Below are 26,243 nucleotides of genomic sequence, written 5' to 3' on the forward strand. Positions count from 1 at the left end.
CGCCGCAGATCAGCAGCAGGGTCGGCCCCGAGCCGCGGATCTCGTGGTAAAGAGTCGCGCCGGGCACCTTCAGGGTGCTCGTCTTCGTGGGCCGCATGGTCGTGTCTCCTCGGGGCTTGCCGGTCTCGATTCGGCCGGTCACCGAGGTGTCGGAGCCGCGGCCGCGCTCTCGACATCCTCGCGCAGAATTTCCCGGGAAACTTCCGCGCGGTCACGAGTCGCCGTTCGGAAGCGCGCCGAAACGCCTGTGTCCTGGTCTCGTCGCGGCTGATGCGGGCCTCGGCGCCGGCCGTCCGCCTCGCCCGGGCGTCTTCGAAAACGATGTCCGGCCGCGTAACCCGCGAGGCCGCGGCGAACCTTCACGCTCTGGTTCGCCGCGGCCTCGCCCGTACCGGTGGAGTCCGGTCATCGCGGATGCTCGCCGCTTGACAGCGGGCGGGCGTCCGCCGGTCCGGGATCAGAACGGGATTTTCAGTGATCTTCCACTAGGGGATGGGGACGAAGGACTTGAACCGCCCGGCGGAGTAGCTGCGAAGGGTGTCCAGGACAGTGAAAGTCCCGGTGCAGTCCGCCGTACCGAAGAACTGGAACCTCGAGAACCCGGCGTCCCAGGCGGCGTGGAGGGTCGCGGTCGCGGGCACCGGGGTGCACCCGGCGGGCGGGGCCGGGTAGTGGGCGACCACGTTCCGTGCCGCGTCGAAGAAGTAAAGGCCCACCGGGTCGGACGGATTCGCCGAGGCGGCGGAAGCCGCCGACGCGGCGGTGCCGAGTCCAAGTACGAGAGTCGTAGCGGTGAGCAGGGCAGAACCGATCGCCGTTGTTTTGCGCACTGAACATCTCCATCACGTGGATCCGTTGACGCGAAGATCCTCTCCACATTTGGTTGATTTTTCAAGTGTTATTTTGACTCGTCGAGCAAAGGGGATGTCGTGCGAGGAGTCCGAACGTCCGGTCATGACCGTCGGTGAGAGCGTCCGCGCCGAACGGCATGCTCGGGCGGTCCTGGATCCGGGCCCGCCCCGGGTGCCGGCGTCTCCTCCCGGACACTGCTCGCGGCGGTGGCCGACCTCGACCTTCCCGGCGACGCGGGGGCGGCCTACGTGGCGGGGGAGGCCAGGACCTGCCAGATGGTCCGCGACCACCTCGTGCGCGAACGCAACTGGCCGCGTACCTCGATCAAGGTCAAGCCGTTCTGGACACCGGGCAAGCGCGGGCTGCACTGACGCGCCGCACCGACGGTGGCCATCGGCCCGCCCGAGGCCGTCCCCGCCACGTCACCGTACGGAACCCGGCCCGGCCGTTCAGCCTTTCGTCCGCCGGACCTTGAGGACGTTGTCCCTGCGGGTGGTGGGCCGCCCGTCGGGGTCGTTCTGGATCCGGTCGTGTTCCTCGCAGAGCAGCACCTCCCACTCCCCTTCCGGGAGTTCCAGGCTTTCCAGGACCTCCTCCGGCGTGGGCAGGTGCACGTCGGGATGGGGATTGTGCTCCCAGGCGGGGGACCCCGCGTGCCCGACGACGAGGAGCGTCCCGCCGGGCGCGACCGCCGAGGCGGCGGCCCGCAGGATCTTCTCTCGCGGCATGTCGCCGGGGGAGTGCAGGAAATGGGCGGAGACGAGATCGAAGACGCCGTCGGGGAAGGAGGCGCCCAGGTCGTGCCGCTGCCAGTCGACGAGGCCGGCGACGTCCGCCGCCTCGGCGTGCCGGGCGGCGCGCTCCAGGGCGACGCCGGAGATGTCGGTGGCGGTGACGCGCCACCCCCGCTGTGCGAGCCAGATCGCGTCGGCTCCCTCGCCGCATCCCAGGTCCAGGGCGCTGCCCGGCTCCACGCCGGTGAGCTCGCGGACCAGGATGACGTTGGGGTTCCCGCTCCAGATCCGGTCGCTCTCCCCGTAGCGGAGGTCCCAGAACTCCTCCTCCGGGATGGCGTCGCCCTTCGTGGGGGCGCCCTCCCGCGCGTGTTCGTGCGCGTGCCCGTGCCGGTCGGCGGCGCGGCGGGCGGCCACGGCCCGGCGGGTGTCCTCGGCGATCAGGTCGGCGTTGATCGCCGCGCCGGCGCGCACGCCCGCGGCGGCGGCGCCGATGACCTGCTCGGTCAGGGCTGCGACGTTTCCGGCCACCCACACCCCGGGCAGTGCCGTCGCCCCGGAAGGGTCGGCGGCGATGTGGCTGCCGACCACGTGCCCGCCCATCTCCTGGTCGGTCGTCTCAAGACCCAGGCCGGTGAGGAGGCCGGAGCGGGCGGTGAAGCGCGGGGTCACCACGAGGGCCTGGCGGGAGATCACCCGGCCGTCGGCCAGGCGTACGCCGGTGAGCCGGTCGTCCGTCGCCTCCAGCGCCGCCACCCGCCCCTCCACCACGGCGATGCCGCGGGCGGCGAGCCGCTCGTACTCCTCGGCGCCGAATTCGGGCGCGGTGTGCAGGAAGAGGGTGACGTCCTCGCTCCACTGCCGCCACAGCAGGGCCTGGTGGACCGCGAGCGGTCCGGTGGCCAGGACGCCGATCGCCTGGTCGCGCACCTCCCAGCCGTGGCAGTACGGGCAGTGCAGGACGTCGAGCCCCCATCGTTCCGCGAGCCCCGGCACCGGGGGCAGCTCGTCGGTCAGGCCGGTGGTCACCAGCAGCCGGTCCGCCACGACCGAGGAGCCGTCTTCGAGGACGACGCGGAAGTCCCCGCCCTCCAGCCGCTCGGCCGCCACGACGTCGCCCTTCACGACCTCGCCGCCGTAGCCGGTCACCTCCGCGCGCCCCGTGGCCAGCAGCTCCGCGGGGGGCACTCCGTCGCGCGTCAGGTAGGAACGCACGTGGGCCGCCGGGGCGTTGCGCGGACGGCCCGCGTCGATCACCAGCACCGAGCGCCGTGCCCGTGCCAGGGTCAGCGCCCCGCTCAACCCGGCGGCGCCACCGCCGACGACCACCACCTCGTAGCGCCGTTCCCCGTTCGAGGGGGCGGCGGTCACCTTCTGTTCCGTTCGTTCGGTCATGTGTGATACCTCCGTTCACCGCAAATAGTCCGCCCCCATCCCGGGATTTGACAAAATTTCTTGCCGGAACAGCAAATATAGGCATGGCAGACGACACCTTCGCGAGCGTGCTGACCGCCGTGGGCCCGCGGCTGCGGGCGCTGCGCCGTGCCCGTGGCACCACCCTCGCCCAGCTGAGCGAGACGACCGGGATCTCGCTCAGCACCCTCTCGCGCCTGGAGGGCGGGCAGCGCAAACCGACCCTGGAGCTCCTGCTGCCCCTGGCGAAGGCGCACGGCGTGCAGCTGGACGAGCTGGTCGGCGCGCCGGCTGCGGCTGCTCCTGGGCGAGCACGACCTCGTCCTCGGCGCCGGCGAGGTGGCCGAGTTCGACACCCGCACCCCGCACGGGTGGGCCGCCGCGGGCCCTGAGCCGGTCGAGCTCCTCAGCCTGTTCGGGCTGCAGGGCGAGCGAATGCGCGTGCGGGCCGGCCCCGCCGGCAGGTGACCCGCGTACCGGTGGCGGTGGCCGTCACCGGTACGCGGGCGGCGGGGGCCTACGCGCCGAGGACCGGGAGCAGCTGCTCCTCCTCGTAGGTCAGGTGCCTTTCGAGCTCGTCGGCGAGCCGCTCGACCTCGGCGAGCACGAGCGGGGGATCCGCGCCCTCGGTGGAGAGGACCTCCCGCAACTCCTCGATGAGGACCGTGATCCTCTCGTGTTCCCGGCTCAGCCGCTCCAGGGTCGGGGCGAGTTCGGGGTGGCGTCCGGCGAGGAAGGGGAACATCGCGATGTCCTCGCCGGTGTGGTGGTTGTGCAGCCCCTGGCAGAGGGTGAGGCAGTTCACCCGCAGCTGGGCGCCCAGGCCGGCACCCGACTCGGTGACCTCCTTGCGGATCAGGGAGAGTTCCCGCCGGAACACGTCGTGGACCAGTTTGAGGGTCTCGCCCGCCGACGACGCCTTCGGCGGCCCGCTGTCGACACCTTGAAGGGCGACCACGGGGATGACGCGCGCCGTCCTGGCCTGGTAGTCGGCCCACCCGGGGTCGGCCTCGGCCGCGCGGGCGAAGAGGCGGTCGCGTTCGGCGCCCTCCAGGACGACAGCTCGTGCCTCGTAGGTGAAGAGGCCGTCCTCGACCGTGACGAGAGGGTTGGCCACCAGGTTGTGGAACCAGGCGGGGTGATTCGGCGCGCCACCGGCCGAGGCGATGACCAGGACCCGCTCGCCGCCGTCGGGAAGGTAGCCGAGCGGGGTCGTGTGCCGGGCGCCGGATCGCGCCCCGACGGTGGTCAGCAGGAGCAGCCGGGCTCCCTCGAAGGGGCCACCGACCTTCCCGCCGTTGGCGCGGAACTCCTCGATGATCTGCTGGTTGAATTCATTGGGCATTCTCTGTTTTCTTCTCCAGGATCGATGGTCCCGCGGGCTGTTCGCGGGCATGACGACATCACCACGGGGCGACCGCGACCGTGGTGCGGGAAACGGGGAAAGGTACGCCGGACGACCGGTCGGACCGGCGACTTACCGCCGGGGCCGGTTCGTGAAAGGCGCGAAACACGCGGTGACCGGCGACGACCGGCACCGCGAGAGCATGCGGACATCACACGGGACGTGGAAGCCACGGGAACGTGGAGACCACACGCGGAAGTCACATGAAACGTGGAGACCACGGAAGGGAAATCCACGGAGAAACGTCGCGCCGAACGCGCGGAAGGAAGGAGAGGGTGGGCCTCTGGCCCGCCCGGGGCTCACGCCTCGGCCGGGTGCCCTACTCGCTGTTGGCCCAAGGCCGACCCGGCAGTCACGAGGTCAACCGTAGTGCCACCGACGCGCCAAGGCAACGCCGCGCCCGCGACACCGGGTGAGCGACATCCGACTATTCACTTGGTGTATATATCGGATGTCTAGTCGCGATCATGTCTACCGGACACGTCATGCTTGGGCTGCTCGCCGAGCGGCCCAAGCATGGGTACGAGCTCAAACGCGAGCATGACCAGCGCCTGCCGGGTGCCAGGCCGCTCGCGTACGGACAGGTCTACGCGACGTTGCAGCGCCTGCAGCGGGACGGGTTCGCCGAGGTGGCGGAGACCGTGCGGGAGGGCGGCCCCGAGCGCACGGTGTACGCGATCACCGAGGAGGGCCTGGCCGAACTGGCCCGGTGGCTGGAACAGGTGGAGGCGCCCGCGCCGCACGTCTCCAGCGCACTCGTCTCGCGCGTGGTGGTGGCGATCGTCGCCGGTGGCGCCGCCGACGGGTACCTGGTCAGGCAGCGCGCCGCCCATCTGGCGCGGATGCGCGAGCTCACCGCGGAGCGGGCCTCGGGGTCGCCCGCGCAGGTGCTCGCCGCCGACTACGCGCTCCAGCACCTCGACGCCGACCTGCGCTGGATCGAGACGGCCATGCGACGACTCGCGGATCTTAAGGAGGAGATCGATGCTTGAGGCACGCGCGTTGCGCAAGACCTTCGCCAGGACCGTGGCGCTGGACGGCGTGTCCGTGGAGATCGGCGACGGGGAGATCGTCGCGATCACCGGTCCGAGCGGCTCGGGCAAGTCGACGCTTCTGCACTGCCTGGCCGGGATCATCCGTCCCGAGTCGGGGGAGGTCCACTTCGACGGGCGGCGCGTCGACGCGCTCGACGACGCCGACCGCACGAGGCTGCGCAGGCAGAGCTTCGGCGTCGTCTTCCAGTCGGGCAGCGCCGCCGTCCGGGCGGTGCTCATGGTGGGGATCGGAGTGCTGGTCGCGACGCTGGTGGCGCGGGTCACCCGGCCGATCCTGCGCCGGACGCTGCGGACGGAGGAACTCCGCGACGAGTGAGGGGGAGCGGGGTGTTGTGTGAACATGAGGTGAGGGAAGCTCTCCCTGAGTTCCCCGGCTCTTCCCGGATTCACGAACCCTGACTGCACGAAACTGACTTCACGGGCCTTGGGTTCGCGAGCCTTGGAGTCACGAGTCGCCCCGAGCCTCCCCGGGCTCTTCCAGAGAGGACGTGGTCGCCGTGCCGTCCGTCCGGCCCGGGGCGCCGGGATCGTTTCCCGCCTCCCCGGCCGTGGTCGCCGCGGCGGTCGCGGACGTGGCCGCCGCCGGGGGCTACTTCGGCCTCGATCTCGGCCCGGTTCCCCGCGAGCCCGGCTGGCGGCCGCTCACCGACCTGCTCGCCGACCCCGCCACCGTGGAGGCCCGGATCGCGGACACGGCCGGGCGGCTCGGCACCGCGGAGACACGGGTGGCCGCCTCCATCCTCTTCCAGGGCCTGGCCGCCCGTTTCTGGTCGCCGCCCCTCGGCGCCGCGGTCGCCCACGACCTGCTCGTCGACCTGGCTCCCCGGCACGTGCACTGGCGGGCGGTGGCCGAAGGCCCGCTGCCGCTGCGGGCCGCCCACCTGGAAGGGTGGGAGGTCCGCGGCCCCGCGCGGATCGCCGGGCCGCTGTATCGCAGCGTGGTGACCGGGTTGCTGGAGCCACTCGCCGAGACGGTCCGGCGGGTCGTGCCGATAGCCCCCGGCCTGCTGTGGGGCAACGCGGCCTCCGCGCTGGCGGGCACCCTCCTCGAACTGGGCCGCCGCCGCCCCGGACTCGCCGCCAAGGCCGTGGCGCTGGGCCGCGAACTGCTGGACACCGGCCTGCTGCGCGGCACCGGCGAGCTGGCCGAACCCGCTCCCGGCCATCCCGCCTTCGCCCGGCGCAGCTGCTGCCTGTTCTACCGCCTGCCCGGCGGCGGCATGTGCGGCGACTGCGTTCTGGTCGATCCCGGGATCCGCCGCGAGCGGTGGGCGCGAGCCGCACGGGAGTCCGGCCGATGACCGTGTCGCTCCCGGCCCCTGCCCGTTCGGGCACGGCCCGGATCCCCGTTCGGGGGCGACCCGCTTCCCGCCCGGGTACGGCCCTCACCCGGCCCCCGCACCCGGATGGGACGCCGGATTCTCAGCGGAGCGCCGGCTCCGAACTCCCGGCGCGGGAGCGCGGCGAGGTCCGGGCGCGGCGCGCCAGGATCGTGTCGGCCGAGCCGGCCGCCCAGAGCGCGACCGTGATGTACAGGATCTGCTCCGGGATCCTGATCCACAGGGGCGTCGCCTCGCCGCCCCCGAAGGGGACGTCGGCGACGGCCGCGTAGACGTTGGCCGGAAGCAGCAGCACGTAGAGGGCGGCCAGGCTGATTCCGGCGGCCCGGCGCGTCGTGGCGACCACGAGTCCCACGGCGCCGAGGAGTTCCAGCACGCCGGTCGCGTAGACCACGGCACCGGGGAACGGCACGATCGGCGGCACCATGCGCACCAGGTCGGCGTGGTTGGGCATGACGGTCACCCCCGCCGGGACGAAATGCGCGGCGGCGGTGACGACGAGCATGACGGCCATCCCGTGTGCCGCGCTCGCGGGCCAGGTGGCGAACCGGCGGACGCCGAGCGCGCCCAGGGCGCGGAAGCCCAACGTGGCGACCACGAGAACGATTTCAACGACGAATGCGGACATCGGCGTATCCCCTCTTTGGATAGTGACACTATCTTATAGTTGGATACTATAGCTATCCAATAGCGCCGCCCGCGTGAGATCGAGGTCGGCGTGGACGCCGCGGGGAAACATCTGCGTGCACCACGTCGAACTTCCGCCGGACACACCCGCGGACGACGACGGCACGGGGACTCCACGCGACCGAGGCCGGGCGAAGGACAGTCCTTGTGCTCTCACTTCGTCCGTAGTCTGATTGAGAGGAATTGTTCATCGGGCCGAGCGCCGGCGTACCCCGGACGGTTTCGCGGTGCGGGCGGGTGCGCGGTCCGGCACAGCGTCTCTGAACAGGAAGGGAGCCGACGCTGATGACGGTGACCCTGGAAAAGAGCGTCGAGGACTTCATCACCACCCCCCACAAGTTGTTCATCGGCGGACAGTGGGTGGACGCGGCGTCCGGCAGGACCTTCGCGACTCCCGACCCCGCTACTGGGCAGACCCTGGCGCACGTCGCCGAAGCCGACGCCGAGGACATCGACCGGGCGGTGCGTGCCGCTCGCAAGGCCTTCGAGCAGGGGCCCTGGTCACGGATGACCGCCTCCGAGCGGGGCCGGATCATCTGGAGGATCGGTGACCTGATCCTGGAGCACGCCGAGGAACTGGCCCAGCTCGAATCGCTGGACAACGGCAAGCCGGTGGCCGTGGCACGGGCCGCGGACGTTCCGCTGGCGGCCGACCTGTTCCACTACATGGCGGGCTGGGCGACCAAGATCGAGGGCAACACGATCGCGCTGTCGGTGCCGTACATGCCGGGTGCCTCGTTCCACGCCTACACCCTGCGCGAGCCGGTCGGTGTGGTCGGCCAGATCATCCCGTGGAACTTCCCGCTGCTGATGGCAGCCTGGAAACTCGGGCCCGCGCTGGCGACCGGGAACGTCGTGATCCTCAAGCCCGCCGAGCAGACCCCGCTGTCCGCTCTGCGACTGGCGGAGCTGATCGCCGAGGCCGGGATGCCCGACGGCGTGGTCAACGTCCTGCCCGGGTACGGCGAGACCGCCGGTGCGGCGCTCGCCGCGCACGACGGCGTGGACAAGATCGCCTTCACCGGCTCCACCGAGGTCGGCAAGCTGATCGTGCACGCCGCGGCGGGCAACCTGAAGAAGGTCACCCTGGAACTCGGCGGCAAGAGCCCCAACATCGTCTTCGACGACGCCGACCCCGACATCGCCATCCAGGGCGCGGCGAACGCGATCTTCTTCAACCACGGCCAGTGCTGCGTGGCCGGATCCCGGCTGTTCGTCCAGCGCGACCGGTTCGACCAGGTGGTGGAAGGCGTCGCCGAGATCGCCCGGGGCATCAGGCTCGGTCCTGGCATGGAACCCGACACGCAGATGGGGCCCCTGGTCTCCGACGAGCAGCTGCGCCGGGTGACCGGCTACCTGGACTCGGGGCGCGAGGAGGGCGTCCAGACGCTGGCCGGCGGCAACCGGCACGGGGAGCGGGGCTACTTCGTCCAGCCCACCGTGCTCACCGACGTACGCCCGGAGATGAAGGTCGTCCGGGAGGAGATCTTCGGGCCGGTGGTGGTCGCCTCGCCGTTCTCCGACCTGGACGAGATCGCCGCGCAGGCCAACGCCACCGACTACGGGCTGGGGGCCGGCATCTGGACCCGTGACATCTCCAAGGCGCACGCCCTCGCCGGTAAGATCCGCGCGGGCACCGTCTGGATCAACTGCTACAACGTCTTCGACGCCGCCCTGCCCTTCGGCGGCTACAAGCAGTCGGGCTGGGGTCGAGAGATGGGCCACCAGGCCCTCGACGCCTACACCGAGGTGAAGTCCGTCTGCACCCAGCTGCAGACCTGACCAGCCGCACACCGGGCAGGTGTCCGCGCCGTACGACAGGTGAGCGGGCACGGGGCCGGCCGTTCCGCCGCGTGTCCCCGGCGGAACGGCCGGCCCCGTGCCGTTCCCGTGCCGTCCGCGCTCCGCCCGCCGGGTGACGTCGGTTCGCGAGGGACGGTGCGGGGCGGCAGCGGAGGCCTCATGACCGGGTGCCGGACGCGGACCCCAGCAGGGACCGGCTCCGGTCGTCTCCCCAGATCGAGAACGCGTCCACGTACGGTCGCAGCAGGGCGGTGAGCTCCGCGTCGCCCCGGCCGTTGAGCTCGTCCGACGCTATCTTCCTCGCCGCTCCGGCGAGGAGGTCGGCGACCTGGATCCGCGCGTCCGAGTGCGAGGCGACGAACCTCAGGCCGGCCAGCCGGCTCCTCGGCGACCAGGGGAGACCGTCGGGCCGTGGCTCGCCCAGCATCTCCCTGATCCGCGCGACGCGCTCCTCCGTCAGCGTGGTCTGCCGGTCGTGGACGATCGAGACGGGCCTGGTGCCCTCACCCCAGAAGTCGACGGCCCGGACGATGGCCGGGATCAGGGGATCGAGCGTCGGAATCACCCGTGGATCGTCGAGAAGCCGCGTCAGGAACGATTCCACCCGGGGCCTGGCCCGCCGGAGCAGTCCCATGATCTCGCCGACCTCGCTCCCCGCGCCGGTGAGGCACAGGACGTCGACCATGTCGAAGAACGCGCCGGCGGACGTCCCCGCCCCCCGGCCGTTCCCGGCGCGCATCAGGTCGTTGAACGACTCCAGGAAGGGCTGCCACCGTTCGTGCCCGAACGTGCGCCGGCCCTCGCGGTACAGGACGGCGGCCATGGCGCCGGCCTGCCGGTCCCGTCGCGGGCCCGGGTCCGGCGCGTGAGCGGTCTCCCCGGCGAGCAGCCCGGCGAGTCTGCCGATGACGAGGAACGTCTTGTCGGTCAGATGCACGTGGGCTTTCCCGTGGATCGGCCCCGACGGCCCGAGCAGCCACGTGAGGGCGGACCTGTTCTTCTCGCGGAGCAGGACGTTCGCCTTGTATTCCGTTGCCGGGGAGGGGCCCCTGTCCCGTATTCCCTGAATGCAGCTCGCCGCCGACTCGACGTCCAGGCACAGGCTGGCGTGGGTGAAAACATCGGTGTTCCCGCCGATGAGTTTCTCGCCCTCCGAGCCGGACTCGTCGCAGCTGATTTCCACGGGTTGATCGGCCGATACGGATTGTGCCCGCATAATGTCCTTGCGATATCGGTCACTGCCCGGTTCCATGGCTAATGGACGATTCTTTAGGATACGTCACCCTGATACTCGTGCAACGGATTTTTCCCTCCGTACCGCCGTTGGTATGCCGTGCCGCGCCGATCGCCTCCATCTCGGAGGAGACCGGCGCGGTCGCCCCGCCGGCCGCTAGCATGGGGTGATCTTTGCCGCTTCCGGTGTTCGAGATCACCGGACGGAGACGCCGCGCCGTTCCGCGGTGAGAACATCCGACCATCGAGCCCGGAAGGCCCTGACCTCGAACATGGCCACCGTCACCGTCGTGATCCCGACGTTCAACGAGGTGGACAACCTTCCGCCGATCACGGAGGCGCTGCTCGCGTTGCCGCTTGACGGCCTGTGCGTCCTGGTCGTCGACGACGGCTCCCCGGACGGCACGGGGAAGGCGGCCGACGAGCTGGCCGCGGCGCATCCCGGCCGGGTCGGCGTGGTGCACCGGCGGGTCAGGGAGGGGCTCGGGCGCGCCTATGTCGACGGCATGGAGACCGCCCTCGCGGCCGGGACGGACTTCGTGGTGCAGATGGACGCCGACTTCTCGCATCCCGTCGACGCCGTGCCGCGCCTGCTCGACACCGCGCTGGCGACGGGGGCGGCATGCGTGATCGGCAGCCGGTACGTGCCGGGCGGGACGCTGGCCGCCGAGTGGGGCCTGCGGCGGCGGGCCCTGTCGAGGTGGGCGAACCTCTACGTCCGTACCATCCTGCGCGTCGGGCTGCGGGACGTGACCGCGGGGTTCAAGATCTGGCGGGCGGAGAGCCTCGCCGCTCTGGACCTCGCCGCGATCTCCTCGGGGGGCTACAGCTTCCAGGTGGAGATGCACTACCGGGCGGTCAGGGCGGGGATGACGATCGTCGAGATCCCGATCCATTTCTCCGACCGCCGTGCGGGCAGTTCGAAGATGAGCCTTCGGGTGCAACTGGAGTCGGCCCTGATGCCGTGGCGGTTGATCTTCAAGCGTTGAGAGGGGCCCGCGCGGCGCACCGGTTCCGCGCGTGTCCCGCCCCCGGGGGCCGGGGCCTCCGCGGCGAGCGCGAAGAGCGCGCCGCCGGGCCGGGGAACGCGTTGGACGTCGTCTTCATTCGCAATCATCCTGCTCCATCGGGCGAGTTGTCATTCGTCATGGATGAATTCGCTCCGCTGGGATCTATCGGTATGTCATATGGCGAGTGTTGTGCCGCGGATCAGTAATGTCGAAAGGTGTGGCGCATCATCCCAATGCGTCTGGACGGCACAATACCCAAAGAAAAGAACGATATTATGATATATGCCAATCGATCTCGTGTGGCGGTGCGGAACACGGTGCGTGCGGGGCTGACCGGGATCCTCGCGACCGTGGTCTCGATGGGGGTCGCCGCCGTCCCCGGCGCCGCGGCCGCCGCTCGCGACGACGCCGGCCCGAGTCCCGACCCCGGCACGGTCGTCTCGCCCGCGGCCGCGGCGTGCGGAACGGTCACCACGAGCGGAATGGTCTCGACCTGCGGCGCGGGGAACGACAGCGGCCCGATCACCTTCACCGCGACGGTGACGGCGGCGGACGGGAGCGTCCCCACGGGCAGGGTCACCTTCTCCACCGACGGGGTGACCCTGGGCAGGGCCCTGCTCGTGGACGGCGTCGCCACCCTGACGATGTCGAGCCTCCCCACGGGTGTGTACCGCGTCGTCGCCTACTACCCGGGTACGGCCCAGTTCGATCCCAGCAACACGCCGCTGCTGATCCAGCGTGTCGGCCTCGACTGCCCGTGCACGCCGGGGAGCCAGGTGGGCCAGATCCGGGTGTGGGTCAGGGGGGAGACCAGGAGCCCGGCCCCCGGGGAGAGGATCCGCACCCGGATCGTGTTCGGCGAAGGCGCGTAGCCGGGCGGCCGGCACCTGCGGCCCGTACACCGATCGGCGGCGATCCCCCTCCCGGACTCGCCGCCGATCGGCCTCCCGTCCTGATCGGCCTCCCGTCCTGATCGGCCTCCCGTCCTGATCGGCCTCCCGTCCTGATCGGCCTCCCGTCCTGATCGGTGCAGGGCGCGCCGGTCCAGGGTGGCGCGGGTCCCTCGTCCACGGCCGCCACGGCGTCGAGGCTCGGATCCGGCCGATCCCCGCGGGAGACAGGTGGGGGACAATCTGCGGTGTGCTGTTCGGTGTTCTCGGCCCGGTGGAAGTGCGGTCCGACGCGGGAGACCTGGTCTCCGTCGGCGGGCCGAGCCTGCGCGCGCTGCTCGCCCTGCTGCTGATGGACGCGGACCGGGTGGTCACCGTGGAACGGATGATCGACGGTCTGTACGGGAAGGCACCACCGCCCGGTGCGGCGAACGCCCTGCAGTCCCAGGTGTCACGGCTGCGCCGCGGGCTGCGGGCCGTCGGCGCGCGGGTCGAGTTCCATCCGGCGGGCTACCGCCTCGTCACCGATCCCGAGAGCGTCGACGCGCACCGGTTCGAGCGGCTCGCCCGCGAGGGCCGTCGCGCGCTGACCGCCGGTGACCACCCCCGCGCGGCCGCCCTGCTGCGTGAGGGCCTGGGGCTGTGGCGGGGCACGGCCCTGGCGGATGTGTCCGGCGCGCCGTTCGCCGAGGCCCAGGCGGCTCGCCTGGAGGAGTCGCGGGTCACCGCCTTCGAGGACAGGGCCGAGGCCGAACTCGCCCTGGGCGAACATCGCGGGATGGTGGCGGAGCTGCGGAGAATGGTGGACGCGCACCCGCTGCGGGAACGGCTGCGCGGCCAGCTCATGCGGGCGCTGCACGGCTCGGGCCGGCAGGCCGAGGCGCTCGGGGTGTTCGAGGACGCCCGGCGCACCCTGGCCGAGGAACTGGGCGCGGACCCGTCCACCGAACTCGGGAACATCCACCTGGCCGTGCTGCGAGACGCCCGCCCGCCCCTCACGACCCTGCCCGCCCAGCTCACCGGCTTCGTGGGACGCGAGCGGGAGCGCGCCACGATCGGCGAGCTCCTGGAGACGGCGCGCCTGGTCACCCTCACCGGGCCCGGCGGGGTGGGCAAGACCCGGCTGGCCATCGAGGTGGCCAGGCGGCAGCCGGGCGAGGTGTGCTTCGTGGACCTGGCCCCGCTCGGCGACGGCACGCGGGTCCCGCAGGCGGTGGGCCTGGCGCTGGGACTGCGCGAGTACGGGCTGCTCCCCGGCTCGGCCGACCCCTTCGGCCGCCTGGTCGCGGAGCTGGAGGGCCGCCGGATGCTGCTCGTCGCCGACAACTGCGAACACCTTCTCGACGACGTGGCCCGGCTGGTCCACCGGCTGCTGTCCGCGTGCCCGGAGCTGCGGGTGCTGGCCACCGGCAGGGAGGCGCTGGGCATCACGGGAGAGTCGCTGTGCCCGGTCTCGCCACTCGCGCTCCCCGGGCCCGCGGCGGGACCCGAGGAGGCACTCGGTCACGCCGCCGTACGGCTGTTCGCCGACCGGGTCGCCGCGGTGCGCCCGGGGTTCGTGGTGGACGCGGGCAACGTCGGGACGGTGTCGCGGATCTGCGCGGCTCTCGACGGCCTGCCCCTGGCCATCGAGCTGGCCGCCGCGCGGCTGCGCTCGCTCACGGTCGAGGAGGCCGCCGACCGGCTGGACGACCGGTTCCGGCTGCTGTCGCGGGGCGACCGTACGGCCGTGCCGCGGCACCGGACGCTGCGCGCGCTTATCGAGTGGAGCTGGGACCTGCTCGACGCCCGGGAGCGGCTGCTGGCCAGGCGCCTCACGGTCTTCGCCGGGGGCGCGACCCTGGAGACGGCCGCCGGCGTCTGCGGCGTGCCCGACACCACCGGCGTGATGACCGGCCTGGTGGAAAAGTCCCTGGTGGAGGCCCACGGCGGTCGTTACCACATGCTGGACACCGTGCGGGAGTTCTGCGCCGAACGGCTGGCCGAGGCCGGCGAGCGGGAGGCGGTACGGCGGACGCACGCCACCTACTTCCACGACCTCGCCGAGACCGCCGACGCCCACCTGCGCGGCGCCTCGCAGCTGGAGTGGACGGCCACGCTGACCGCCGAGCACGCCAACCTCCACGCCGCGATGCGCTGGGCGGTCCGCGCCGACCCCGTCCTCGGGGTGCGGCTGGTCGCCGCGCTGTCGTGGCACTGGTGGCTCAGCGGCCTGCGTGACGAGGGCGCCCCGTCGGCCGCCGCGCTCGTCGAGGCGCCCGGGACCTCGGTGCTGCCCGAGCTGGTGGAGGAGTACGTCCTGTGCCTCGTCCACGCCGCGCCGGCCGACTCCCCCGGTCTGGAACGAGCGCGGTCGATCATCCTCTCCCGCGGGTGCCCGCTCCGGCGCCCGCACCTTCTCCTCCTGTACTCCATGGCCGCGGTGCCCGCGGACGCCTCCGCCCCCATCCCGCGGGGGCTGCTCGGCCCCGACCCGTGGTCGCAGGCGCTGGGACGGCTGAGCGAGGGGCACCGGCGGCTGTTCGGCGGCGAGCCGGCCGAGGCCGAGGGGGCGTTCCTGCGCGCGCTCGACGGCTTCCGGTCGATCGGCGACCGGTGGGGGGCCGCCAACGCGCTGGACCGGCTGGCCGAGATCGCCGGCTGGCGGGGGGACCGGGCCGGGGCGTCGGCCCTGAGCGACGAGGCGCTCGCGCTGCTCGGCGAGCTCGGCGCCGCCGAGGCCGCCGCGGACCTGCTGTGCCGGCGCGCGTACGGGGCGATCCGCGCGGGCGGCGACCTCGCCGCCGCGTACCTCGACTACGAACGCGCCGCGGAACTCGCCCGTACGGCGGGCACCGCGGAAACGGTGGCCGGGGCGCGCTGCGGGCTCGGCGAGGTCGCGCGGCTGCGTGGCGACCTGCCCGGCGCCCGGCGCCTCTTCGAGCTGGCACTGGACGGGGACGCCGCCACGACGGCGGGCGCCGGGCAGGTGCGGTCGCGAGCCCTGATCGGGCTGGGCCGGATCGCCGAGGCCGAGGGGGACCTCGCCGGGGCGCGATCCCGGTTGTCCCGGGCGCTGGAGGTCGCGGCCCGCCACCGCGACCGGCCGGTGGCGGCCGAGGCGGTCGCGGACGCCGCCGGTCTCGCCCTGCTCGAAGGCGACGCCGAGCGCGCCGCGTTGCTGCTGGGCGTGGCCGTTGCGGTACGCGGCGCCGGCGACGTGGCGAGACCCGAGGTGGCGGCCGGAGCCCGGGACCGGATCGGATCGGACAGGTACGCCGCGGCCTTCGAGCGGGGGACGGCGATGACCTGCGAGGACGCCCTCGCCCTGCTCCGGCCGGCACCACCCGGTGCGTGACGGCCGGTGTTCGGTGCGCGGACGGTCAGCGCCGCCGGAGAGGCTGGCCGCACCAACCACCGACGAGGGAGCCTTCGCATGGGAAGCCTGACCGGCAAGACGGCACTGGTGACGGGAGCCTCACGCGGCATTGGCCGGGCCATCGCCCGGCGGCTCGCCGCCGACGGCGCGCTGACCGCCGTGCACTACGGCAGTAACGAGAGCGCGGCGAACGACACGGTGGCCGAGATCGGGAAGGCCGGTGGGCGGGCCTTCCCGATCCGGGCCGAACTCGGCGTCGACGGCGACGTGGACACCCTGTTCGCCGGACTGGGCGAGGGCCTGGCGGGACAGCCGCTCGACATCCTGGTCAACAACGCGGCCGGACCGCCGGCCGGGCCGATCGAGGAGACCACCCCCGAGAGGTTCGACCATCTGTTCGCCGTCAACGTGAAGGCGCCGTTCTTCATCATCCAGCGGGCCCTCCCGCTGATGCGCGACGGCGGGCGCGTCATCACCGTCTCCTCCGCCAGCACCCGGGTCGCCACGCCCTTCCAGACCTCGTACGCCATGACCAAGGGAGCCGTCGAGACCATGAGCTTCACCCTGGCGAACGCGCTGGGGGCGCGGGGGATCACCGTGAACACCGTCACGCCGGGCGCCACTCTCACCGACCTGAACGCTTCGCTGCTGGAGGATCCCGGCGTCGAGGAGTTCATGAGCGGCCTGACGGCGCTGGGCCGGATCGGCCTGCCCGCCGACATCGCCGACGCGGTCGCGTTCCTGGCCTCCCACGACGGCCGCTGGGTCACCGGTCACGTGCTCGACGTCAGCGGCGGGATGTGTCTCGGCCCTCGCACCTGAGCGTCCCCCGGTCCCGGTCCCGGGGACACGGTGGCACTCCCGTCGGCTCCTCAGCCGCGCGGGCGGGGCGGCCGGCGCGCCTCACGGACGCGCTTCTCACGGACACGGGTGAACACGTCGGCGAGCAGCCCGCCGGCCGCGATCACGGCGAGCACGCCGAGGAGGTTCACCCCGTAGTCCAGTGGCAGCAGGGAGGGATTGCCGGGCCGCCGGCCGAAGCCCAGGACCACGGGCAGGGCGACGACGGTGATCAGCGCGCCGACCACCGTCGCCGCCCGGTACGGCCACCGCATCCGGCGTACCAGGAGCCCCGCCGCGAGCACCAGCGGCACGAGCAGCAGATCGTGTGCGATCACCAGGCCGCCGAACCACAACGCCCAGCTCAGCGGCCGGGTCTGGTCGGCGTCGGCGAGGAGACCGGTGAATCCCAGCAGGATCAGCCCGATCCCGGCGACGTAACCGGCCACCTTCATGAGACCGTCACCCTCTTCACCCATTTGGTCTGCATGACACCGGGCCGGTTCGGCGCGATGAGCCTGGCCGGATAGCCGTGCTCCAGGTGGAGCGTCTCACCGTTGACCCGCAGCGCGAGCAGGGTCAGCGGGTCGTTCCAGTGGGGCGGTCGCAGCTCGCTGACCCGGTAGACGCCGGAGGGACGCTCGGACGACTCCACCGTGACCACGGCGTCGGGCGCGGCACCGGCCACCAGGTCCCTCATCCGCACGCCGGTCCAGCGCGCGGAGGCGCTCCAGCCCTCGACGCAGGAGATCGGCAGCTCGACCGTGTGCTGCGGCAGCAGCAGCAACTCCTCGTAGGAGTACTCCGCCCGGACCGCGCCGTCGACGACCAGCCGGTACTCGGCGCCCGCCGGTCCGACTCCGGCCTCTTCGGCGGTTCTGTTGACGGGCAGGCCCTGCGGTCCGATCCCCGGGTTCCTCGGTGCGAGCACGGCGAGCCGCTTGAGCGGCGTGAAGGTCTCGCCGACGGTGAGCAGCACGGTCAGGCCGGAGGCGGCGCCGGCGGTGAGCAGGAACCGGCGGCGGTCCGGTTCCAGCGGGACGGGGATGGAGCGGCGGACCTTGGACCATTCGGTGGCGACATGGATGATCAGAGCGCCGTAGACGATGAACGCGGTCCAGTAGTGCGCGGTCGTGAAGAAGAACGACCACGGGTAGGTGTAGGCGACGTTCAGCAGCCCGGTGAAGAGCTGGAACAGCGAACCGGCGACCAGCAGGAGGACGAACGCGCGCTCGGCCGCGTGCGCGGCGGAACGCAGCGGCGGCCACTGCCACAGCTTCGGGTAGACCGTCCACAACTTGGCCAGCAGCAGCGGGATCGTGGCCAGCCCGCCGATGACGTGCACGCCCTGGGTGACGCGGTACAGCCAGACGGGTCGTGACGGCCAGTTCAGCCAGGGAGGCGGATGCTGCAGGAAGTGGCTGAACAGGCCGGTGACCAGGGCGACGGTGAAGCTGATCCCCAGCAGCACGCCGAGCCGGGCGGCCACGCCCTCCGAGCGCAGCGTGCTGGTGAACGCCACCTTCTCCATCAGCGCAGGCTTGCGAACCATCGTCCTGCCTCCTTCCATGACTCCACGCGGGAGAAACCGTTGCGCCCGGCGAGGGTTCCCAGGTCGGAGACGGACACGGTGGCCCAGCCGAACCACGGGCCGGCGAGCCCGCGGCCGCGCAGCCGCAGGTGCTCGACGCGGCCCGCCGCGCTCGGCGGCTGGACCTCGGCGATGACCTCGCCTCCGGGCCGTAGCAGCTCGCGGATCCGGCGGAGCAGGGCATCGGGGTCGCCGCCGATGCCGATGTTGCCGTCGGCCAGCAGCACGGTGGCCCAGCGGCCGGGGCCGGGCAGCCGGTCGAAGACGTTCCGGCAGATCGCCCGGCCTCCCGCGCGCCGGGTGAGCCGGACGGCGTAGGGGGCGACGTCGACGCCCAGCGCCGGGACGCCGCGCCGCGCGAGCGCGACGGTGAGGCGGCCGGGACCGGAGCCGACGTCCAGCGTGGGGGCGGCGCACCGCGACAGCATGGCCTCGTCCCCGTCGATCGGGGCGAGCCAGCGGGCCGCGTCGAGCGGCGCGGTCCGGCCGTCGGCGTACTCCATCTCGATCGCGGCTCCCGCCAGGGACCTCTCGTAGAGCTGCCCGATCATCGGATCGCCCGTTCCCGGCGGGCGGCGGGCGGCGCGTCGCCCGGTCGCCGGACCGCCCCCGTCCCGGCCGCGCGCGGTGATCCGTCCGTGGACCCGTCGTCCACCACGATCGGCCGGTAACCGTCATGCATGCGCTCCGGCGCCCACGGCAGGGCCGTCTCCCCGTCCAGGCACGGGAGCACCACATCGATCTTCATGCTTGCGACGTTAAAGTCGGCGGGGCCCGCCAACCCTTACGGAGTAGTGACGTGTCCCGGGAAGGACGCCGTTCGTACCTAATGTAGGAGGGTGATCGAGCACTTCCGGCAGCAGATCAGGGCTTCGCGCGCGGCGGACGGGCCGTCGCGGGCCGCCGTCGGCCCGGGCGGTCGCCGGAGCGGGCCGGCGCTCGTCCTGTGGGGCTCGCTCATCGCCGCGGCGTTCGCCGCCGGAGCCGTTCTGCACGCGCTGGGCATGCTGCCCATCGACCACCTGCCGCCGCTGCACGGGCACTTCCGCACGCCGTCGATCTCGCTCCTTCCGCCCCTGCTCCTCGGGGTTCTCGCGGTCGCCGTGCTGCCCGCCCTGACCGCGCGGACGCGTTTCGGCGCGGCCCTGCTCGTGGCGTACGGCACGGCCCTGGCGTGGACGGCGCTGCTGGCCGTCTCCGGTGAGGGGCTGGCCCGGCCGTTCACCAGTCCGTACGAGTACGCGGCCGTGCTGCCCGCCGTGGGGGACGACCCGCTGGGCTGGCTGGCCTCCTTCACCGAACGGCTTCCCGGTTATCCCACCCATGTGCGGGGGCATCCGCCGTTGCCCGTGCTGGTGCTCTGGGTCCTGGCGAGGGTGGGGCTGCCCGGCCCGTTCTGGGCGGCGGTGCTGGTCGTGGTGGTCGGCTGCTCGGCGGTCGTGGCCGTCGCGGTCACCGTCCGGCGGCTCGCGGGGGAGGAGACGGCCCGGCTCGCGCTGCCGTACCTCGCGCTGAGCCCGGCCGCGGTCTGGATCGCCACGAGCATGGACGCCCTCTTCGCGGGGGTGGGCGCCTGGGGTGTGGCTCTGCTGGTGTCCGGGGGCGCGGGGAGCGCGGGGAGCAGGGCACGCGTCCTTTGCGGGGCGGCGGCGGGAGTGCTGCTGGGGGCGCTGCCGTACCTCAGCTACGGCCTCGTGCCCTACCTGCTGATCCCGGTGGTCGCCGCGGTCGTCGCGCGGATCTCCCGCGCGACCGCGATCGCCTGCCTGGCGGGGGTGGCGGCGGTCACGGCCGCGTTCGCCGCGGGCGGCTTCCTGTGGCCTTCGGGGGTGCTCGCCACTCACGCGGAGTGGGCCGCCGACCCCGGCGCGGCCCGGCCCTACCTCTACTTCCTGATCGCGAATCTGGCCGTGCTGGCGCTGCTGACCGGCCCGGCGACCGCCGCGGGCCTGGCGCGGACGACACCCGGCGGCGTGCGCGCCCTGGTCGCGGCGGCGATCGTGGCCGTGCTCGCCCTCGACGTCAGCGGGGTGACCAGGGGAGAGGTCGAGCGCATCTGGGTTCCCTATGCCGTCTGGATCGTCCTGGCCGCCGTCTGGTCCCCCGGCCGGCGATGGCTCGCCGCCCAGGCCGTGACGGGGCTCCTGCTGCAGGGACTCGTCATCTCCCCGTGGTGACCGGGTGGCACCGGCGCGGCTCCTCGCCGAAGGCGGTGCGCCGCGGTCGGAGCGCCGCGGTCGGCGGATCCCGTTGAAGACACCGCGGCCGGCCGGACGACGAGCCTGACCTCACCGGGAGGCGTTCGTCCCCATCCTCACCGTCAGCCGAGCGGGGCGGTGGAGAACTCCTTCATCCCGTCCGCGAACGGGATCGTGGCGCGAAAACCCAGTCCGGTCCGCGCGCGCTCCGAGCCGGCGACGATGTGCCGCACGTCGCCCAGCCGGTACTCGCCGGTGGTCACGGGTGCCGGGCCGCCGCGCTCGCCCGCGAGCGCCGCGGCCATCTCCCCGACCGTGCGCGGCTCCCCGCTGGCGATGTTGTAGGCGGTGAGCGTTCCCGGGGCCGCGGTGCCGAGGGCGCCGAGGGTGCCGAGGGCGCCGAGCGCCGCGAGGTTGGCCGCGGCCACGTCGCGCACGTGCACGAAGTCCCGGCGCTGCCGGCCGTCCTCGAACACGCGCGGGGCCCGGCCCGCCTCCAGCGCCGACCGGAAGATGGCCGCCACCCCCGCGTACGGGGTGTCGCGCGGCATCCGGGGCCCGTACACGTTGTGGTAGCGCAACGCGACGGCGGCGCCGCGCGTCTCGCGCGCCCAGTTCGCCGCCAGGTGCTCCTGGGCGAGCTTGGTCGTGGCATAGGCGTTGCGCGGGTCGGCCGGGGCGTCCTCGCCGATGACGGCGGAGGTCACGGGAAGCCCGCAGCGCGGGCACCGGGGCTCGAACTCTCCCCGGGCGAGGTCGTCGCGGCTCCTGGGACCCGGCCGCACCCTGCCGTGGGCCTCGCAGTCGTAGGCGCCCTCGCCGTACACCACCATCGACGAGGCCAGCACCAGCCGCTCGACGCCGTGCCGGGCCATGGCGGCCAGCAGCGTGGCGGTGCCCAACACGTTCACCGAGGCGTAGTCGGGGAGATCGGACACGTCCACTCCCAGCCCCACCTTCGCCGCCTGGTGCACCACGGCGTCGACGCCGCCCAGCACGCGGTCCAGCGCCGCGCCGTCGCGCACATCCCCGCCGCCCGCCCGCGAGTCGAGGCCGACGACCTCGTGCCCGGCCCTCTCCAGGGCCTCGACCACGTGGCTTCCGATGAACCCGGCCGAGCCGGTGACCAGTGTCCTCATGCGGCGACGCTATCCCTGTCCCCGCCCGCGCGAAGGAGACGCGGCGACGACGTTCGCATCTCGTAAGGACGCCTCCCGCGCCGCGTGAAGGTGGCGGACGAGGCCGATCTCGGAAACGTTCTTGGTCAGCTCGACGGTGACCCAGCCCGCTATGTCCACCAGCCTCTGTTCCCGGCCCCACGGCAGGCCGGCGGTCCTGTCGGCGGAGTCGAGGTCGGCGTCGGTGAGCGGCAGCAGGGCCGCCCGCCAGTCGTCCCTCAACCCGCGCAACCAGCCGGCCGCGGCCGCGGTGCCGCCCGGCCAGGTGATCTCCTCGCGCGCGGGTGCCCCGGACCCGAAGCAGTGTCCGAGGGTGGTCGTCCACCAGAAGCCGATGTGCCAGGTCAGCCACCCGATGGAGACGACCGGCGCGGGATCCGGCTCCGGCACCTCCCAGTCGGCCACCCAGCGGCCCCGGCCGTCCGGCCGGACGGTCCAGCAGCCCGCCGCGGGCTCCCAGAGGCAGGCCTGGTCGTCGAGGTCCTTCAGGTGGTACTCGAACAGCGCCCATGCGATGTCGAGCTGCCGGATCAGTAGATCAACGCGAGGTACGGTCACCCGGGCACTCTGGCACCGCTCCCGGCCGGCCTGCCACCGGTTTTCACGGCCGGAAGGACGGGGCGCGGGCCGGGTGACGTGCGGGCCGACGCGGGCCGGGCACGGATGGATCCCGCCGGATCTCGCCGGAGCGAGGCGGGCGGCGCCCGCCCGCCGCGCGCGGCACGCCGCCGGTGACGGCCCGGTACTTCCGCGGTGCGGGAGACTGGGGAGGTGACCATCGAGAACAGCCGTCCCGGTCCGCCCGCGACCAGCGTCTCCATCGTGTTGCTCACGCTGGCGCGCCGGATCGAGACCGAGCTCAACGCCGCCCTCGCGCCGCTCGATCTCACGGTCAGCAGGCTCGGTCTGCTCGGTCACATCGCCGGCGTGCCCGGAGTGTCGTTCAGCGATCTGGCACGCATGTCCGGCACGACGGTCCAGAGTGTCCACAGCGCGGTGAAGGTGCTCGCCGGCGCCGGGCTGGTGCGCGACAACACCGCCCGCGCCGGCTCCGCGTCGGCCATCGAGATCACGCCCGACGGGGCGCGCCTCCTCGACGCGGCGGCGGGCGCGATAGCCGAGGTCGACGACCTGCTGTTCGGCCCCGCCGCGGACCCGATCCAGCAGCAGGTCGCCGGTGCCGTACGCGCCGCGTTCGGGGGTCCCGCCACGCCCTGATCCGTCCGCCCGGCGCCCGCGCGTCACGTCTCCTTCCTTTGGCTTCAGTCTGGCTGAAGCTTTCGTGTTAGGCTTCAGCCTGCCTGAAGGTTGTGAGGAAGGGAGAATCCGTGGAAGCCGTGTTGCTGTCGATCCACGTGCTCGCCGGCATCGTGTTCGTCGGGGGCTCGGCCGTCGCGACGAGCCTGTTCCCCCGCTACGCGCCGGTCGCCGCCGGTGTTCCCGTGGGTCCGGCCGTGGGGGCCGATCCGGCCGGCTCCCCCTCGGAAGCCCCGCGAGCGCCGGAAGCCCCGGCGCCCCCGGAGGCCTCCGGGGAGCGGAACCGGGCCGTGGCCGTCGCGCTGCACCGCATCACCCGGGTCTACGGCGTCTTCGGTGTCGTCGTGCCCGTCGTCGGGATCGTCCTGGCCCTCGTCCAGGGCCGGATGGGCGAGGGGTGGATCTTCGTCTCCATCGCCCTCACCGCGCTCGCGGGCGGCCTGCTGGCTCTGCGGATCTATCCGGAGCAGCGCGACGCGCTCGCCGCGCCCGACGACGGCGGGCGCCTGCGCGGGCTGTCCATGGTCGCCGGCATCTACAACCTGCTGTGGGCGGTCGTCGTCGTCCTGATGATCGCCCGCCCGGGAGCCTATCCGTGAGCACGCCCTGAGGCGACGGGCCGGTCCGTGAGCACGTCCTCGGGTGACGTACCGGTCCGTGAACACGTTCCCGGGTGACGGGCCGGTCCGTGAGCACGCCCCCGGGTGACGGGCCGGCGGGACGTCCCGCCGGCCCGTCGTCTCGCCACCGCGAACCGTCCGCCGCCCGCCGCCCCGTCAGCTCGACGGCACCCTCCGGTAGGCGCTGAGCACCTGGAGGGCCCGCAGGGTCTCGACCCCCCGGTACTCCAGGGTGGCGGCCGCGCCGGGAGGCTCCCAGGTGATGGCCCACCCTCCGTCGGGCTGCTGGTCGGCCGCCAGCCGGTCGAGGTGGCCCTCGATCACCTCGTCGGTGAACAGCCGGCGCCAGCGGCTGCCGGGGTGGGGGGCGAGGTGCAGGGGGGTGACCCCGTACTCCGGGTCCGCGGGATCGCTCCGGTACCACTTCAGCTCGGGAAGCCACTCGGGCACCCGCTCGGCGAGGCGTTCGGCCCGATCGCGATCCGGGACGTGTTCGAGGAAGACGAGCGTCTCGGACATGGCGTGCGCGTCCTCGGGGAAGCCCTTCTCCAGCGCCGACCAGCACCAGTCGGTGGCCCGGGTGAGCCACGGATGCTCCACGCCCATCCGGTGCAGCAGCCCGGCCAGCCCGGCGGTGGGGTTCAGCCCCGGCGCGTAGGTCCACTCCGACCAGTGCACGGCCCTCGGATAGGCCTCCATGACCGGCAGGGACAGGGACACCGCCCCGTCGGGCGCGGCGACCGTCGCCAGCCAGTCGCACGCCTCCGGCACCAGCGGGCCGGTCGCCGGCATCCCGGCCGCCAGCAGTGTCTGGAACGCGGTCTCCACGTCGATGGGCAGGCTGTCGGGGCAGCGCTTGTCGGGTTCGAGACCGTGGCCGAAGCCGCCGTCGGCGTTCCGGTAGCCGCGCAGGGCGTCCGCCACCCCGGTGGCGGGCGCCCCCTGGAAAAGGGTGGCGAACAGGCGGCGTTCGAGCAGGCGCCCCTCGCGGAGGATGAAGGCCCGAGCGCTGTCGAGGATGCTGTCACTCATGGTGTCCCATGCTGCCGGGTGACCGGCCCGGTCGTCTTGCAGGAATCGGACGCCGCCGGTCCGTCACCGCGCGCGGCGGGTCCGGTCCGGCCGCCAGAGGGGCTCGGCGGACTCCTGGACCTCCCCGCCGGCGCCGAAGATCAGGAACCGGTCGAAGTCGTCGGCGAACCACCGGTCGTGGGTGACGGCGAGGACGGTGCCGGAGAAGGAGGCGAGGCCGTCCTGGAGTGCCTGCGCGCCGGCCAGGTCGAGGTTGTCGGTCGGCTCGTCGAGCAGCAGCAGGGTGGCTCCCGACAGTTCGAGCAGCAGGATCTGCAGGCGTGCCTGCTGGCCGCCGGAGAGGGTCTCGAAGGGCTGCCGGCCGGCGGGGGCGAGCTCGTAGCGGGCGAGGGCGGCCATGGCGTCGTTGAGCGTCAGCGACCCGGCGGCCGTGACGATGCCGGCGGGAGTCCGCCCGGCGAGGTCGGGCCGGGCGTGCGTCTGGACGAAGTGGCCGGGCACGACCCTGGCCCCGAGCTCCACGGTGCCCCGGTGACGTACCGGCGGGGGTGCCGGGGCGGGCGACGCCGGCACCCGGGGGAGCGCGCCGCTCCCCGTTTCGGCCAGCAGCCGCAGGAAGTGGGACTTGCCGGAGCCGTTCGGGCCGAGGATCGCCACCCGCTCCCCGTAGTGGATCTCGACGTCGAACGGCTCCGTCAGGCCGGTCAGCTCCAGGCGGGTGCAGGTGAGCGCGCGCTTGCCGGTACGGCCGCCGCTCAGGCGCATCCGGACGTTCTGCTCCCTGGGCGCGCTCTCGGGCGGGCCCGCCTCCTCGAACCTGCCCAGCCGGGTCTGGGCGGCCCGGTAGGCGGAGGCGACGGAGTCGTTGTTGGTCGCCTTCTGGCGCAGGGTGTGGACCAGTTTCCTGAGGCGGGCGTGCTCCTCGTCCCAGCGGCGGCGGCGCTCGTGCAGGCGCTCGTTGCGGTCGAGGCGGGCCTGGGCGTAGGTGGCGAAGCTCCCGCCGTGGGTCCACACCCCGCGTGACTCCACGGTGATGACGCGGGTGGCCGTGTTGGCGATCAGCCGGCGGTCGTGGGAGACGAGCAGGACGGTCTTCCGGGTGGCCCCCAGCTGCTCCTCCAGCCACTGCTTGCCGGAGACGTCCAGGTAGTTGTCGGGCTCGTCGAGCAGCAGGACCTGGTCGGGGCCGCGCAGGAGCGCCTCAAGCGCGAGCCTTTTCTGCTCGCCGCCCGACAGCGTGCCGACGTCGCGGCCCGCCACCTGTTCGTAGCCGGCGCCCATGGCCGAGGTGGTGCAGGCGCTCCAGGTGACCTCGATGTCGTAGCCGCCGGCGTCGGCGTAGTCGCCGAGGGCGCAGGCGTAGGCGAGCTGGGTCTCCTCCAGGTCGCGTTCCGCCAGCGCGCGCTCGGCCCGCCCCAGCTCGGCGGTCGCGGCGCGCACGCGTTCCGGGGCCACCGCCAGCAGCAGCTCGCCTACCGTCAGGCCGCCGCGGAGGCCGCCGATGAACTGGCGCATCACGCCGAGCCCGCCGGACGCGGTGATCCGCCCGGCGGAGGGGGAGAGGTCGCCGGCGATCAGCCGTATCAGGGTGGTCTTGCCCGCGCCGTTGGGACCGACCAGTGCCGCGGTGACGCCGTCGCCGACGCGGAAGGACACCTCGTTGAGCAGCAGCCGCCCGTCCGGCAGCACGTAGGTCAGCTCGTCGGCCTCGACATGTCCCACGGTCGCGTCTCCTCGAAGGCGGCGG

24 protein-coding genes and 2 pseudogenes are annotated in these 26,243 nt (G+C 73.0%); 13 read left to right on the plus strand and 13 right to left on the minus strand.

Translation table 11 applies throughout. The features are described 5' to 3' along the window. Positions 1–485: 485 nt before the first annotated feature. Positions 486–830 (minus strand): hypothetical protein, encoded by a 345-nt coding sequence (locus ACTOQ1_RS39600; RefSeq protein WP_440073370.1) that lies wholly within the window; start codon positions 828–830, stop codon positions 486–488. A 213-nt stretch (positions 831–1,043) separates the two neighbouring features. Between ACTOQ1_RS39600 and ACTOQ1_RS39605 the strand changes: the two are divergent. After that, positions 1,044–1,223, plus strand: a pseudogene (locus ACTOQ1_RS39605) (SIP domain-containing protein); the annotation flags it as partial. Positions 1,224–1,301: 78 nt separating this feature from the next. Here the strand turns inward: ACTOQ1_RS39605 and ACTOQ1_RS39610 are convergent. Continuing rightward, the gene (locus ACTOQ1_RS39610) at positions 1,302–2,981 is read right to left on the minus strand and encodes an FAD-dependent oxidoreductase (RefSeq protein WP_440073372.1); all 1,680 of its coding nucleotides are present in this window, start codon (positions 2,979–2,981) and stop codon (positions 1,302–1,304) included. 83 nt (positions 2,982–3,064) lie between these two features. Between ACTOQ1_RS39610 and ACTOQ1_RS39615 the strand changes: the two are divergent. Further along, positions 3,065–3,467: pseudogene (locus ACTOQ1_RS39615) on the plus strand (helix-turn-helix domain-containing protein). 49 nt (positions 3,468–3,516) lie between these two features. Here the strand turns inward: ACTOQ1_RS39615 and ACTOQ1_RS39620 are convergent. Next, entirely contained in the window at positions 3,517–4,344 is an 828-nt protein-coding gene (locus ACTOQ1_RS39620) for a nitroreductase/quinone reductase family protein (protein ID WP_440073373.1), read from the minus strand. A 527-nt stretch (positions 4,345–4,871) separates the two neighbouring features. On the opposite strand from ACTOQ1_RS39620, the gene ACTOQ1_RS39625 reads away from it, so the two are divergent. The 3 genes from ACTOQ1_RS39625 to ACTOQ1_RS39635 all read left to right on the plus strand — a co-directional run bounded on the left by ACTOQ1_RS39625 (position 4,872) and on the right by ACTOQ1_RS39635 (position 6,760). Next, positions 4,872–5,396 (plus strand): PadR family transcriptional regulator, encoded by a 525-nt coding sequence (locus ACTOQ1_RS39625; protein WP_440073375.1) that lies wholly within the window; start codon positions 4,872–4,874, stop codon positions 5,394–5,396. Next, complete coding sequence (locus tag ACTOQ1_RS39630) at positions 5,389–5,775, plus strand: ATP-binding cassette domain-containing protein (RefSeq protein ID WP_440073377.1); 387 nt, start codon at positions 5,389–5,391, stop codon at positions 5,773–5,775. The genes ACTOQ1_RS39625 and ACTOQ1_RS39630 overlap by 8 nt, the downstream gene beginning before the upstream one ends. A 181-nt stretch (positions 5,776–5,956) precedes the next feature. After that, positions 5,957–6,760 (plus strand): (2Fe-2S)-binding protein, encoded by an 804-nt coding sequence (locus ACTOQ1_RS39635; protein WP_440073378.1) that lies wholly within the window; start codon positions 5,957–5,959, stop codon positions 6,758–6,760. 121 nt (positions 6,761–6,881) lie between these two features. Here ACTOQ1_RS39635 and ACTOQ1_RS39640 read toward each other — a convergent pair whose 3' ends face one another. Continuing rightward, the gene (locus tag ACTOQ1_RS39640; protein ID WP_440073380.1) at positions 6,882–7,427 is read right to left on the minus strand and encodes a DoxX family protein; all 546 of its coding nucleotides are present in this window, start codon (positions 7,425–7,427) and stop codon (positions 6,882–6,884) included. 344 nt (positions 7,428–7,771) lie between these two features. On the opposite strand from ACTOQ1_RS39640, the gene ACTOQ1_RS39645 reads away from it, so the two are divergent. Then, on the plus strand, positions 7,772–9,268 hold the full coding sequence (locus ACTOQ1_RS39645; protein ID WP_440073381.1) for an aldehyde dehydrogenase family protein: 1,497 nt from the start codon (positions 7,772–7,774) through the stop codon (positions 9,266–9,268). A gap of 178 nt (positions 9,269–9,446) precedes the next feature. Here ACTOQ1_RS39645 and ACTOQ1_RS39650 read toward each other — a convergent pair whose 3' ends face one another. Further along, positions 9,447–10,472 (minus strand): DUF3800 domain-containing protein, encoded by a 1,026-nt coding sequence (locus ACTOQ1_RS39650; protein WP_440073383.1) that lies wholly within the window; start codon positions 10,470–10,472, stop codon positions 9,447–9,449. A 322-nt stretch (positions 10,473–10,794) separates the two neighbouring features. On the opposite strand from ACTOQ1_RS39650, the gene ACTOQ1_RS39655 reads away from it, so the two are divergent. The 4 genes from ACTOQ1_RS39655 to ACTOQ1_RS39670 all read left to right on the plus strand — a co-directional run bounded on the left by ACTOQ1_RS39655 (position 10,795) and on the right by ACTOQ1_RS39670 (position 16,602). Continuing rightward, the gene (locus tag ACTOQ1_RS39655; protein WP_440073385.1) at positions 10,795–11,511 is read left to right on the plus strand and encodes a polyprenol monophosphomannose synthase; all 717 of its coding nucleotides are present in this window, start codon (positions 10,795–10,797) and stop codon (positions 11,509–11,511) included. Between the two features lie 326 nt (positions 11,512–11,837). Beyond that, positions 11,838–12,404 carry an Ig-like domain-containing protein gene (locus tag ACTOQ1_RS39660; protein ID WP_440073386.1) on the plus strand — a complete coding sequence of 189 codons (567 nt, stop codon included), beginning with the start codon at positions 11,838–11,840 and terminating at the stop codon, positions 12,402–12,404. 268 nt (positions 12,405–12,672) lie between these two features. Next, positions 12,673–15,759 (plus strand): BTAD domain-containing putative transcriptional regulator, encoded by a 3,087-nt coding sequence (locus tag ACTOQ1_RS39665; protein ID WP_440073388.1) that lies wholly within the window; start codon positions 12,673–12,675, stop codon positions 15,757–15,759. Positions 15,760–15,837: 78 nt separating this feature from the next. Next, positions 15,838–16,602, plus strand: a complete 765-nt coding sequence (locus ACTOQ1_RS39670) for an SDR family NAD(P)-dependent oxidoreductase (protein ID WP_440073390.1) — start codon at positions 15,838–15,840, stop codon at positions 16,600–16,602. A gap of 50 nt (positions 16,603–16,652) precedes the next feature. Here ACTOQ1_RS39670 and ACTOQ1_RS39675 read toward each other — a convergent pair whose 3' ends face one another. The 4 genes from ACTOQ1_RS39675 to ACTOQ1_RS39690 are packed head-to-tail and all read right to left on the minus strand — an operon-like array spanning position 16,653 to position 18,959. Beyond that, positions 16,653–17,075: a hypothetical protein gene (locus ACTOQ1_RS39675; RefSeq protein ID WP_440073391.1), complete on the minus strand. Its 423-nt coding sequence runs from the start codon at positions 17,073–17,075 to the stop codon at positions 16,653–16,655. Next, the gene (locus ACTOQ1_RS39680) at positions 17,072–18,172 is read right to left on the minus strand and encodes a molybdopterin-dependent oxidoreductase (protein ID WP_440073392.1); all 1,101 of its coding nucleotides are present in this window, start codon (positions 18,170–18,172) and stop codon (positions 17,072–17,074) included. Before ACTOQ1_RS39680 ends, ACTOQ1_RS39675 begins: the two co-directional genes overlap by 4 nt. Further along, positions 18,151–18,762, minus strand: a complete 612-nt coding sequence (locus ACTOQ1_RS39685) for a methyltransferase domain-containing protein (RefSeq protein ID WP_440073393.1) — start codon at positions 18,760–18,762, stop codon at positions 18,151–18,153. Before ACTOQ1_RS39685 ends, ACTOQ1_RS39680 begins: the two co-directional genes overlap by 22 nt. Further along, positions 18,759–18,959: a hypothetical protein gene (locus ACTOQ1_RS39690; RefSeq protein WP_440073395.1), complete on the minus strand. Its 201-nt coding sequence runs from the start codon at positions 18,957–18,959 to the stop codon at positions 18,759–18,761. Before ACTOQ1_RS39690 ends, ACTOQ1_RS39685 begins: the two co-directional genes overlap by 4 nt. A 91-nt stretch (positions 18,960–19,050) precedes the next feature. On the opposite strand from ACTOQ1_RS39690, the gene ACTOQ1_RS39695 reads away from it, so the two are divergent. Then, positions 19,051–20,388, plus strand: a complete 1,338-nt coding sequence (locus ACTOQ1_RS39695) for a hypothetical protein (RefSeq protein ID WP_440073397.1) — start codon at positions 19,051–19,053, stop codon at positions 20,386–20,388. Between the two features lie 143 nt (positions 20,389–20,531). Here the strand turns inward: ACTOQ1_RS39695 and ACTOQ1_RS39700 are convergent, their stop codons facing one another. Both ACTOQ1_RS39700 and ACTOQ1_RS39705 read right to left on the minus strand, forming a co-directional pair. Then, complete coding sequence (locus ACTOQ1_RS39700) at positions 20,532–21,548, minus strand: NAD-dependent epimerase/dehydratase family protein (protein ID WP_440073398.1); 1,017 nt, start codon at positions 21,546–21,548, stop codon at positions 20,532–20,534. Positions 21,549–21,557: 9 nt separating this feature from the next. Further along, positions 21,558–22,145 (minus strand): DinB family protein, encoded by a 588-nt coding sequence (locus ACTOQ1_RS39705; RefSeq protein ID WP_440073400.1) that lies wholly within the window; start codon positions 22,143–22,145, stop codon positions 21,558–21,560. 213 nt (positions 22,146–22,358) lie between these two features. On the opposite strand from ACTOQ1_RS39705, the gene ACTOQ1_RS39710 reads away from it, so the two are divergent. Together ACTOQ1_RS39710 and ACTOQ1_RS39715 are read left to right on the plus strand one after the other, a co-directional pair. After that, positions 22,359–22,805, plus strand: a complete 447-nt coding sequence (locus ACTOQ1_RS39710; protein ID WP_440073402.1) for a MarR family winged helix-turn-helix transcriptional regulator — start codon at positions 22,359–22,361, stop codon at positions 22,803–22,805. A gap of 110 nt (positions 22,806–22,915) precedes the next feature. Then, positions 22,916–23,443, plus strand: coding sequence for a hypothetical protein (locus ACTOQ1_RS39715; RefSeq protein WP_440073404.1), 528 nt, complete (start codon positions 22,916–22,918; stop codon positions 23,441–23,443). A 177-nt stretch (positions 23,444–23,620) separates the two neighbouring features. Here ACTOQ1_RS39715 and ACTOQ1_RS39720 read toward each other — a convergent pair whose 3' ends face one another. Beyond that, positions 23,621–24,496 (minus strand): hypothetical protein, encoded by an 876-nt coding sequence (locus tag ACTOQ1_RS39720; RefSeq protein WP_440073406.1) that lies wholly within the window; start codon positions 24,494–24,496, stop codon positions 23,621–23,623. 63 nt (positions 24,497–24,559) lie between these two features. Further along, the gene (locus ACTOQ1_RS39725; RefSeq protein ID WP_440073408.1) at positions 24,560–26,218 is read right to left on the minus strand and encodes an ABC-F family ATP-binding cassette domain-containing protein; all 1,659 of its coding nucleotides are present in this window, start codon (positions 26,216–26,218) and stop codon (positions 24,560–24,562) included. Positions 26,219–26,243 lie beyond the last annotated feature (25 nt).

The organism is Streptosporangium sp. OZ121, from assembly GCF_051918885.1.
Classification (GTDB): Bacteria; Actinomycetota; Actinomycetes; order Streptosporangiales; family Streptosporangiaceae; genus Streptosporangium.